The organism is Methylocaldum sp. (assembly GCF_035627495.1).
GTDB lineage: Bacteria > Pseudomonadota > Gammaproteobacteria > Methylococcales > Methylococcaceae > Methylocaldum.
On record NZ_DASPLO010000194.1, the window covers coordinates 21,036 to 32,426 of the forward strand.

The 11,391-nt window shown below is 59.8% G+C and carries 9 protein-coding genes; 4 read left to right on the top strand and 5 right to left on the bottom strand.

Annotated features, from left to right (window positions below; all coding sequences use genetic code 11):
* Nucleotides 1–270: 270 nt before the first annotated feature.
* The 4 genes from VEB01_RS18205 to VEB01_RS18220 all read left to right on the top strand — a co-directional run bounded on the left by VEB01_RS18205 (nucleotide 271) and on the right by VEB01_RS18220 (nucleotide 3,900).
* The gene (locus VEB01_RS18205; protein WP_324877922.1) at nucleotides 271–1,668 is read left to right on the top strand and encodes an alginate export family protein; all 1,398 of its coding nucleotides are present in this window, start codon (nucleotides 271–273) and stop codon (nucleotides 1,666–1,668) included.
* A gap of 25 nt (nucleotides 1,669–1,693) precedes the next feature.
* Nucleotides 1,694–2,527 carry an ABC transporter substrate-binding protein gene (locus tag VEB01_RS18210; RefSeq protein WP_324877924.1) on the top strand — a complete coding sequence of 278 codons (834 nt, stop codon included), beginning with the start codon at nucleotides 1,694–1,696 and terminating at the stop codon, nucleotides 2,525–2,527.
* A 253-nt stretch (nucleotides 2,528–2,780) separates the two neighbouring features.
* Entirely contained in the window at nucleotides 2,781–3,032 is a 252-nt protein-coding gene (locus tag VEB01_RS18215) for a GlsB/YeaQ/YmgE family stress response membrane protein (RefSeq protein WP_324877926.1), read from the top strand.
* Nucleotides 3,033–3,342: 310 nt separating this feature from the next.
* A complete protein-coding gene (locus VEB01_RS18220) occupies nucleotides 3,343–3,900 on the top strand; it encodes a hypothetical protein (protein WP_324877928.1) in 558 nt (185 codons plus the stop codon).
* A 62-nt stretch (nucleotides 3,901–3,962) separates the two neighbouring features.
* Here the strand turns inward: VEB01_RS18220 and VEB01_RS18225 are convergent, their stop codons facing one another.
* The 5 genes from VEB01_RS18225 to VEB01_RS18245 form a co-directional block, all read right to left on the bottom strand.
* Entirely contained in the window at nucleotides 3,963–5,387 is a 1,425-nt protein-coding gene (locus VEB01_RS18225; RefSeq protein ID WP_324877930.1) for an amino acid permease, read from the bottom strand.
* Between the two features lie 173 nt (nucleotides 5,388–5,560).
* A complete protein-coding gene (gene galK, locus VEB01_RS18230; RefSeq protein ID WP_324877931.1) occupies nucleotides 5,561–6,619 on the bottom strand; it encodes a galactokinase in 1,059 nt (352 codons plus the stop codon).
* Nucleotides 6,620–6,629: 10 nt separating this feature from the next.
* On the bottom strand, nucleotides 6,630–7,712 hold the full coding sequence (gene galT, locus VEB01_RS18235) for a galactose-1-phosphate uridylyltransferase (protein ID WP_324877932.1): 1,083 nt from the start codon (nucleotides 7,710–7,712) through the stop codon (nucleotides 6,630–6,632).
* Complete coding sequence (locus tag VEB01_RS18240; RefSeq protein WP_324877934.1) at nucleotides 7,699–9,486, bottom strand: glycoside hydrolase family 2 protein; 1,788 nt, start codon at nucleotides 9,484–9,486, stop codon at nucleotides 7,699–7,701. The genes galT and VEB01_RS18240 overlap by 14 nt, the downstream gene beginning before the upstream one ends.
* Before the next feature lie 278 nt (nucleotides 9,487–9,764).
* On the bottom strand, nucleotides 9,765–11,391 hold a 1,627-nt coding region (locus VEB01_RS18245), incomplete at its 5' end, for a protoporphyrinogen/coproporphyrinogen oxidase (protein WP_324877935.1).

Genomic DNA, 11,391 nt, shown 5'->3' on the forward strand with positions numbered 1-11,391 from the left:
AGGCGTTGCAATTCCACACTATTTTGGCCGAAGAATCCTGCAAGAGTTCGACTTGATTTGCGTGGGCTTACAAATCTAAGCGCTCGATTTTACACGTTATTTCGGTAGTGTCCCGGTGTTGGTTGTATTGCATATTTATGTTGTAATTTCATAGAAGATTGAGAATCTGGATGTTCCGTGAGAAACAGCATAAAAATAATAAGGGTGCTTGTTCTGACGGTGGGGTTTGCCGCCCACCGAAGCCCGGCCGCCGCTGACCAAGCAGAAAAAATGCCGAAGACCGCAGGCCAGCCGCCATTCAGTTGCTTCGGCAGCCAAATGAACGATTATCTGACCGGCGCTGCGCCGGCGCGACCCATTTATAACGCGCATGACGCGTTAGGCTTGCCGGGCTGGTTGAATCTGAGCGTAGAGCACCGCACGCGCTATGAGGTTCTGGACGGACAGTTCCGCGCTGGAGCCTCGGGCGGCGACCAGCAGATTCCTATGCAAACTTGTGTCTTCTTGGATGCGAATTTCGAACCTTTCCGAATTGGTGCGGAATTTCTGGATGCCAGGGAATACGGTGCGGACGACGGTTCGACGCTAAACAACACCCATGTGAACGAAGCGGATTTCGTGCAGATTTACGGCGCCTGGTCCGACGAGGATGTGCTGGATTCCGGGCTCGGAATGGAAGTCAAAGCGGGGCGGCAGACCATGAATTTGGGCAGCCGCCGGTTGGTCGCCCGCAATGTGTTCCGCAATACCATCAATGCCTTCACCGGCGTAAATTTCCGCTTGAGGGACGGCGGCGGGAAATGGCAGTTACGCGTTTTCGCCACCCAGCCGGTCAACCGGCTTCCCAACGATCAGGCGGACCTGCTGGATGGGGTACACGATTTCGATGAGGAAGAATACCGTACCTACTTCTCCGGTTTGTTTTTCGAAGCCTCCAATCTGATGTGGGGCATCAACGGAGAGGCCTACCTCTTCCACTTGCACGAAAAGGATCGTCCGAGCGGCGCCACTGTCAACCGTCGTTTGTTCACGCCTGGCGTCCGCTTTTTCAGGCCGCCGGCGAAAGGCCGCTGGGACATGCAGGTGGAGACCGTCGCCCAGGTCGGCGAATCCCGGGCGACGACCCGCGCCAAGGACACGCGGGATCTTTCCCATGAAGCCTGGTATCAACACGCCTCTTTGGGTTACACCTTCAATCTGCCCTGGTCGCCCCGCTTCATGGCGCAGTACGACTATGCCACGGGCGATGAAGACCCCGACGACGGTAAGAATCAGCGTTTCGACACGCTCTACGGGGCGCGCCGGTTCGAATTCGGCCCCACCGGCATTTTCGGCGCTTTCGCCCGAAGCAACATCAATTCGCCGGGCTACCGGCTGTTCGTCAATCCACGCAGCGACTTATCGGCTTTCGTGTCCCATCGGATGTTCTGGCTCGCTTCGGACAAGGATCAGTGGACGCCGGCGAGATTGCAGGACAGGACCGGCCGCTCCGGCGATTTTGTTGGCCACCTTGTGGAAGTCTCGGCGCGCTGGGATGCGCGGTCCAACGTGTCGTTCGAATCCGGGTGGGCGCGCCTGATCAAAGGCGAATTCGCGGAAGATGCTCCCAATGCGCCCGATCCGAAAGACGTGGATTACTTCTATGTCCAAACCCTCCTGCGTTTCTAACCAGCGCTTGATCAAAGGATTCACCATGCTTTCAAGAAAGCTCTCTCCGATTGTCTGGCTGATCGCCTCCGCCGTTCTTGCCCCGGCGGCTTTGGCGGAACAGGTACTGAAAATGGCGACCACAACGAGTACCGAGAACACCGGTCTTCTGCCGGTGCTCAATGCGCCGTTCGAGAAAAAGCACAAGGCCAGGATAGACGTGATTGCCGTAGGCAGCGGCAAGGCCATGAAACTCGGTGAAAACGGCGATGTCGATATTGTCTTCGTGCACGATCCCGAGGCGGAAGAGAAATTCGTGGCGGCCGGATTCGGCGTCGACCGCGGGGCCGTGATGCACAACGACTTCATCATCGTCGGCCCGGAAGCCGATCCCGCCGGCGTCAAGAGTGCGAAGACCGCGGACGAGGCTTTCAAGAAAATCGGGGAAGCCAAGGCGGGTTTCGTTTCCCGTGGCGATGAATCGGGAACCCACGTTAAGGAAAAAGGCCTGTGGCGGAAAGCGGGCGTGCAACCCGAAGGCGAATGGTATCTGTCGGTAGGGCAGGGCATGGGCGCCGTGCTACGTATAGCCGACGACAAGGCGTATTACACGTTGACCGACCGGGGAACCTTTCTCGCGAGCATGGGAAGATTGACGGTGAAGCCTTTGTTCGAGGGCGATCCGGCGCTATTCAATCCCTATCATGTCATGGCGGTGAATCCGAAGAAGCACAAACACGTGAATTATAAGCTGGCCAAGAAGTACATCGACTATGTCACGGGCGCCGAAGGGCAAAAAACCATCGGCGACTTCAAGGTCGCCGGCCAGCAGTTGTTCTACCCGGACGTTATCCCGGACAAGGGAAAATCGAAAAAATAGTTCAGCCGGAAGTCGGGCAGGCAGGATGTCCTCCCGGCCGGGCTTCATGGCGACTCCCCGTTCTCGGCACGTCTTGCGCCTCCCGGCCTATCCGTTTGTCGCGGATCATCACGGCCGTTACGCCTCATATGGAACCAATGCCCTGAAAAAATTGCCCAAATTGAGGGATGATCCGTATCAGGACACGGATATCGTGGGAACAGTCTCGACATGGCTGTGTTATTTTTTGCTTTTGTGACAGGGAGGTAGCGATATGTTGCTTTGGATTATTTTCGGCGGGATTGCCGGCTGGCTAGCCAGCCTGATTGTCGGGCGAGGCGATCAGATGGGAATGCTGGCCAACATCGCAGTGGGCGTCATCGGCGCCTTTGTTGGAGGTTGGATTGCCGACCGCATGGGATTCGGAGGGAAACCGGGCGTGGAGCGTCCGACATCTTTGGTAAGCTTCGCGACGGCCGTGCTCGGTGCCGTTATTTTATTAGTCATTCTCAATTTCTTGTTTTAACTGTGCCGTTCTTTGAATTTAGCCGGGAAATTCTCGGTGCGCTTAGAGGCCAAGCTTTTGCCTCGGAATCCTTTAAACGGATGTCGTTTTCGGAGACCTGGATGACATTCAAGTTGGGGGCAGCGTAAAAAACGGCTATAAGTGATTGCGGCGGCTGGAGGGCGAAGCGGCGCTACCGGGCCGATGTACGCCGCTCGATTAGGCAAAGGCCAGAGGTTTTGCCCTACTCGAGGGGCAGACTCACATAATCTGTTGTGGGGGGATGATCGTGAACAATTGGTCAATTAAAGCTCTCGGGAGCTTTCTCGTTATGTGGGCGTTTTCCGGGCCGGTTACGGCGCAGAAATTCGGCCCGGAGCCGGATGAATATATGCCCGAGGCGATAGAACCAGCCACTTTCAATGATATCGACCTCGAATTCAGCGAGGATGAGCGGCTACGGCTCAAGGAGTTGCGCGCCTGGCTGCATCAGCGGAATCTCGATAGGGCGCGAGCCGCGGCGTTTAGTTCCGGAGATGTGGATGAAGCAGGCCGCTTCGATTCGGACACGGTGTACCGGCCAATGCGTCCGCCACAGCTCTTGCACGACGCACGGAATTGGCAAGGCCGGCGACAACCTGGGCTGCCTATAGGTCAGTTGCCCGACGACCGAATTCGCAATCGCTACGTGTTCCGCGATCCGAAAACCGCTGCACCGCTGCGGCAACAGCTGACTCCCGACCCTGTTTCCGGGCGGCAAGCCGATGTCCGGCGCCCTGCGCCACCGGTTGCGAACAAGGCCAAGAGTCGGGTTAGGCTGGTTTGGACTACCGATACCTCACGGCATAAATTCGGTCCGCATCAACCTCTTCCCGACCATCGCCAATGATATCGGCGTAGCCCGGTTTTCTTCGCCCTGCGGCTATCCACAACGTCCTTGGATATGCCGGGTTATACCTGATCGGTTTGGGCTTCTTTTGGTTTCGCGAGGTTGCTGTGCCGTGCCGAATAGACGAAATAGACAATCAGACCGATGCCTAGCCAGATCACGAACCGGTACCAAGTCGTTGCCGGGAGAAAAAGCATCAGCGCACCGCACGAGATGACGCCGAGTACCGGAAGCACCGGATTGGCCGGCGCCTTGAAGGGACGGTGCATGTCGGGTTCAGTGATGCGCAGCATTATCACGCCGAGGCAGACCAGCACGAAGGCGAACAGCGTTCCGATATTGACGAGTTCGGCAAGCTCGCTGAGGGGCACCAAACCGGCCACGGATGCGATCAGCAGACCGCACAGGACGATCACCCTTACCGGAGTTTGAGTTCTCCGGTTCACGGTCGAAAACCATGGAGACAGGAGTCCGTCGCGGGCCATTGCAAAGATGATGCGGGTAAGCGCGTAGTAGAGCACCAGCATGACCGTGGTGAGCCCGGCGATAACGCCGGTGGCCACCAGGGCCGAGGCCCAGTTTAAACCCAAGAGCTGGAGCGCGTGGGCCACGGGAGAGGACACGTTGAGTGCAGTGTAAGGAACGACCGCGGTCAGCAAGCCGGCAACCAAGATATAGACCAAGGTGCAGAAAGCCAGCGCGGTCACGATGCCGATCGGCACATCCTTTTTCGGATTGCGCGCTTCTTCCGTGGCGGTCGAAACGGCATCGAACCCGACGTAGGCGAAGAAAACGATGGATGCTCCCGCCAAGATGCCGATCGGTTTGCCCTCGGCCGTATGATTGAACCAGCCGAATGGCATGAAGGGATCCCAGTTTGCAGGATCGACGTTGAACAGCGCGACCGAAATGAATACGCCGATAGTCAGCAGCTTAACGAAAACCATCACTGTATTGAGCCGTGCGCTTTCCTTGACGCCGGCGATCAGCAGCGCCATCAGAATCAGCACGATACCGGCGGCCGGAAGATTGATGATGCCGCCCAGCTCCGGTCCGCGAGTCAGGTAATCGGGAAGTGAGAAACCGATAGCCGTCAAGGCGTTGTTGAAATATCCGGACCACCCGTTGGCCACGGCCGCTACCGAGAGCCCGTATTCCAAAATCAGATCCCAGCCGATAATCCACGCCGCCAGTTCGCCGAACGCCGCATAGCTGTATCCGTAGGCGCTGCCACATCCGCCGACGCTGGAGGCGAGCTCGGCATAGGCCAATGCCGCGAATGTGCAGGCGAAACCCGCGATCACGAAGGAAATAATCACCGCCGGTCCCGCTTGGGTCGCCGCAGCGATGCCGGTCAGTACAAAGATGCCGGTGCCGATGATGGCGCCGATGCCGAGGAAGGTCAGATCCATTGCGCTCAGACAGCGTCTCAGTCCACTGTCCTGGAAATCGTCCGTTGTGGTTCTCTTGGTGCGGAAAATCTGCATGGTCGGGTTCTCGCGGGCTGGTTTTCTGGCGGGCATTATGCCTGATAAGCCGAGCCGATGACGATTCCCGGTGCTTTAGGAGCTTGAATGGAGCGGAAAGAAGCGTGGTAACGCGCCGACGCCTTCCGAAGGAAAAGGACCGCATCGAATGCCGTTCGGAAAGGGTGATCTTCTTAAACCAGCACGCTTCCTTTCTGTCCCTGTTTTCCGTAGGCCGCCAGCACGTCGGATTTGACCGCGTCGGTGGCGCCTTTTGCAGCCAGGGCGACGCAGGCTCCGCCGAATCCCGCTCCGGTGAGTCTTGCTCCGTAAACTTCGGGGTGCTGCTGTAACAGTTCCACCAGTATATCGAGCGCCGGGATCGAGACTTCGAAGTCGTCCCGGAGGCTCGTGTGGGAAGCGTTCATCAGTTCGCCGAATTCGGCGGCCGATACTCCCTCGATCGCCCGGAGAACCCGGTTGTTCTCGCTAACGACGTGGCGGGCCCGCCGGTCGAGAGGACCTGGAAGATGCGCGACTTCCGAAGCGTCATCGATGTCGCGCAAGGCTTTCACTCCGAGCTGCCGGGCCGCTTCCTCGCATTCCGCGCGCCGCTGGTTGTAAGCGCTCGTCGCCAGGCTCCTCGGCACGCCGCTATCCAAGACGATGAGTTCGGAATCTTCCGGCAGGGGCAAGAGGCTGCGATCGAGGGTACGGGTATCGAGAAACAGCATGTGCGAGGCGTCGCCCAGGCTGGACGCCATCTGATCCATGATGCCGCAATTCACCCCTGCATACTGGATTTCCGCCTGCTGAGCGATCAAGGCTATATCGACATCGTCGAGTTTCAGCCTGAACAGCTTGCGCAGTCCGCGCAGCACGGCGACTTCGAGCGCGGCGCTGCTCGAAAGCCCGGCACCGATCGGCACATCGGAGCGTATGGCGAGCACGATCGGCGCCAGGATTTGGCCCATCTTCCGGAGCATGCGGATGCAGCCGATCACGTAGCGGGCAAAACCGGTCGGATTCTTGTCTCCCTCGTGATATTTGGCCAATTGATTCAGTTCGGCGGAATAGAACCGTTGCGAGCGGTCGCGGCTCAAGGCGAGTTCCACGCGGCAGGTTTGCGGGATCGTCGTGGGCAAGACGAAGCCGTCGTTGTAGTCGGTGTGCTCGCCGAGCAGATTGACCCGTCCGGGGGCGTGCGCTACGGCTTGGGGTTCATAGCCGAATATGTCGCGAAATTCCGGCATGTGTTTTTCCTTAAAAGATCACCTCCACCGAACGTAGCTCCCGTGCAGTGTCTTCCGGCAAGGTGTCGTTGGCGAACAGCCCGGCCGCCAGCTCGGTCCCGGCGAGATACTTCAGCTTGTCCCGCGTCCGGTACGGCGGATAAAACTCGGCATGGAGATGACTCTCGGGATGGGGGCGTTTGTCTGTTGGCGCCTGGTACCACGCCATCAGATACGGGAAGGGCCGCTGCCACAGTTTGTCGTACTTGAGGAGAACCGTCTTCAAGGCGCGGGCCAGGTCCTCGCGCTGTTCGGAGCGCAGGGCCGACAGGTAAGGCGCGGCTTCGACCGGCGCGATCCATACTTCGTAGGGATAGCGGGCCCAGGCGGGTACGAAGGCGATGGCGTGATTGCCTTGATAGATCACGCGTTCGCCGTGGGCGAGTTCCGCCGCGATCAAATCCTGCAACAACGGACGGCCGGTGGTGCCGAAATGGGCGATTTCGTTGTCGTTGATGCGCTGAGGGACCGGTGGAACCATCGGATAGCCGTAAATCTGGCCGTGCGGGTGATGCAAGGTGACGCCGACTTCCACGCCACGATTTTCGAACGGCAGGACATATTGGACTTGCTTGGCCGCACTAAGCATCTCGGTGCGATGTCCCCAGACTTGCAAAAGCAGCTCGATATGGTCGAGCGGCAAGCCGCCCAGCGAGCCTTGCGGGTCCTGCGTGAACACGACCACCTCGCAATGGCCTTTCGCGGGGCGGGTTACGACGATGGATTGCGGCGGATTGTGAGCGGCCGAGGTGAGGGTCGGGAACCGGTTGTCGAAAACGGCGATGTCGTAATCGCCCGTCGGCAATTCGGTCGGGTTGCGCGGGTCCGCCGAGGGCGCGAACGGGTTGTACTCCGGCGGCGGCAGGAACGTGCGTCCCTGGCGGTACGCGGCGTAGGCGACCCATTCGCCGCGCAAAGGATGCCACCGAAGATGGGGATTGATGCCTTCGGACGGAGCCGAAAGCAGCGAAGGACCGATATTCCGGGCAATCGGCCGGCGGCTGTACAGCGTCAGATTGCGGCCGTCCGGCTTGGTGATCTCATGGATGTACATAACCGTTCCCGGTGACCGCAGCGTGGATCACTTCGAGCGGAAGCTTGGGCGTTCGGTCGTCGAACAACAGACCGTTGGCTTCCTGGAAGGTGTCGGCGAACTGCGTGTAGCAGAACGCGCTGAACATGGCGGTGCTGCGCGCGGATTCGATGAGCGCGCAGCAGCGTCTCCGGTATTCCTCGATATCGTCGTAGCGCGTGTATCCCCAGCCGCGCTCGTAGCGTTCGTCCCCCGGCTTGATATAGGCGACGCCGCCGAACTCCGAAAGGCAGATCGGTTGGCCCTTATGCGGATGGCCGTCCAGGGTCAGAATCCGTCCGCCCGCCCAGCGCCGGTCGACCACTTCTTGCGGTTTGACCTCGGGTCCGTAGCGGGCACGCAGATGTCCCGGATCGCCGTCGTAGTCGTGAATGCCGATGATATCGGTGGCGGTGCTTTCCCAACCGTCGTTGCCGATGATCAAGCGCGTCGGGTCCAGGCACTTGGTCAAGTGATAAAAGGCCTGGACCGCATGGCGCGGGGCCGGCATGGCGGGCAGATCGGGAACGCCCCAGGACTCGTTGAAAGGCACCCAGATAACGACGCAAGGATGACTGCTGTCGCGCTCTATGGCCTCGGTCCATTCGCGCAGCAGACGGTTGATCGCTTTCGGGGTGAACCGGTAAGCGCTGGGCATTTCGCCGAACACCGCGAGGCCGAGCACGTCCGCCCAATAGAGATAACGCGGGTCCTCGATCTTCTGATGCTTGCGCACGCCGTTGAAGCCCATCGCCTTGGCCAATTCCACGTCCCGTTTGAGGGCCTCGTCCGAAGGGGCGGTCATCAGGGTATCGGGCCAATAGCCCTGGTCCAGCACCAGCCGCAAGGTATACGGCCGTCCGTTCAGGAGAATCCGTTCGCGCTGCACGCCTATCGACCGCAATGCCGTATACGACTCCACGGTGTCGACCACTTTTCCGTCGCAGATAAGTCTGACCTCGGCATCGATCAGCGTCGGCCACTCCGGGCTCCAGAGCATCTCGTTGCGATAGTCGTCGATCCCGGGATCGGAAAGGCCGATCCGGCGATGGACCTCACCGCCGATGACATGATAGCTGTCATCGGCAAGGACATGGCTGCCGCACGTCAAGCGCACGGACACATAAGCCTTTTCCGTATGACAACCCTCGACGAAGGCGTGAAAGGCGATCTCCCAACGCTCCAGGTTGGGGGTCCAGCCCAACGAGCTGATATAGGTTTCCGGAACGACCTCCAGCCAGACGGTCTGCCAAATGCCGGTGGTGCGCGGATACCAGATGCTGTGCGGTTCCAAACGCCAATCCTGTTTGCCCCGCGGCTTTTCCAGATCGTGCGGATCGTCTTCCGCCCACACCGTGAGCCGTTGCGTTGTGCCGGGATTCAGAGCGAAGGTGATATCGGCGCCGAAGGGGGTGTGTCCTCCTTGATGCACCGCCACCTTGGTATCGTTGACCCATACGCGCGCGTTGTAGTCCACCGCGCCGAAATGCAGCAGGAGGCGTCTTCCGTCGCGCAGATCGTCCGGGGCGTCGAACTCCCGCTGATACCAGCAGGCCCGATGAAAGCCGGTATCGCCGATTCCGCTCCGGGCGCTCTCCGGGGCGAACGGAACGTTGATGGTCAAAGGCCAGTCGGTGACGTCGCGGGGTACTCTGAACGACATCTCATGATCGAACGTGAACCGCCAAGGACCGTTGAGCGACCTCCAGTTCGAGCGTCGCAGCTGGGGGCGTGGGTAAGCGTTATCGGTCATCATGCTTGCATCGCCTCGGGTTGAGGGTGGTGCCGGAATGCCGGACGAATCTGCCGGGAGCCGGTTGGCACGCGAAGCGCCCGCAGGGCATGGCACGGGGATGTGTCATATGAAACGCTAACACTTATTCCGGCCTACGACCCCCATCCTACCTTCCCCCTGCTAGGGGAAGGAAAAGAGTGGATGTAAGGCCGGGATAAGCCTGTCCTGAGCCCAGACGAAGGGGCGTAGCCGTTCCCGGCAAAGAACTACACGCTCCATTCGGAGTATTGGGGTCAAGGCTAGTAGCCTCCTTTGCGGGTGGTCGATCCGCTAAACCGGACCGTAGAGGGTGGCAATTGGCTGCTCAGAACACTGCTCTCCTGAGCCATTGCCGTCAGCTCGGAAGCCGGTGCGCGGGCCAGCGCTCCGTCGGTAAGCTCGGTGGCCGTCCGTCGCCGTTTCAGCTCTTCGACCGTTTCGGCGGCGCGTTTGCCGGCCAGGAAGGCATGATCGGAGTTGTAATACTCCCATTCGCTATAACGGCCTGCCAGCACGATGTCGTGTTCCGCCAGCCAGTCGCGGATGAGCGTCACGTTTTCCGTGCGCGCATGGTCGTAGATGACGTAGGCATGGGGCATATCCACTTGATTGGCGGCCCAAACCGGGTCGTCCGGGGCGAACAGACCGACCTTATGGCAATCCCGGATGCACCGTTGGATCAACTCGTCCCCATCGCAGGGCAGCGGTTTATTGGGCGAATAGGTGATTTCGCAGGTCAACCCGAAGCCGCCCGGGGGATTGCAATGAGGGCTGGCGTTGCCTTGCACGAAGATGCGGTGGAAGACCGTGTCTTCCGGATAATAGATCCAATGCTTCTCGGTCAGGTTTTCCCGGCCGACGCCGATGTTGACGCAGCGCACCGAGACGTGCCGAAGCCCCGCGGCGGCTTCGCGGACCGCTTCAGGCGCTTCCTCGGCCATCGCCTTGACCAGCACCGGCAAGGGCATGGTGCTGATCAAATGATCGTACTCGACGACCGAACCGTCGGCCAAAGTGACGGTGTGCCTCTTCGGGGAGACGGCCAGGATCCGCGCGTTCAGGCGCAACCGGTTCCGGATGTGCGGCAGGAAGCCGTTCATGAGCGCCTGAAAACCGCCGCGCAGCGGATAGCCGAACCGGGCATTCGGCCCCATCGGTTTCGGCACCGGTTTGAGTGCGCCTTCGATCATTTCTTCGAGATCGGGCAGGGGTACGCGTCCGCCGAGCCAGGAGGTCTCCATTTCCTTGAGGTCCACCGCCCAGAGCTTCCGGTTGTAGGGAACCGCGAAATGCTTGGCGATGCCGGCGCCCCAAACCTTGTAAATGAATTCCTCGAAGTGGGCGAAAGCCTGCGGTGCACCGTCGTGACCGCTGTTTTTCCGAGGCTTGGCTTGAATCAGGCGGGCGGTGCTCTCTAAAACGCCGTCGCCGCAGCAGTCCTTCACATCGCCGACCCGGCAAGCCGCATCGCGCATCTCGCCGTTGACCTTGCCGTTCCGCTTTGCGGAGGCGGGATTTTTACCTCGCTCGTTGGTGTTGCCGTCGGTTTTCGGCGTTTTGAGCGCGCCGAAGCGGGATTCGATCGCGCCGACGATGCATTCCTTGATGACCTCGGGCGGCAACCCGTACAAGGCTCCCTGAAACGGATAACGGGTATGCACACCCTTGCTGTACACCCACGCTTCCCGATCCTGCCAGTGGACGTTGTCGCCGAGCAGCATCCGGTAGAGCGTGTGCACGTACGGGTCGTTGGAAAACATGATGTGTCCGGCCAAGTCGAAGGTGAAGCCGTGGTCCTCGATGGAGCGGCACCAGCCGCCGATGGTGTCGTTGGCTTCGATCAAGAGGGCATCGGGGGCATGATAGGCGGCGCTCAAACCGGTTGGA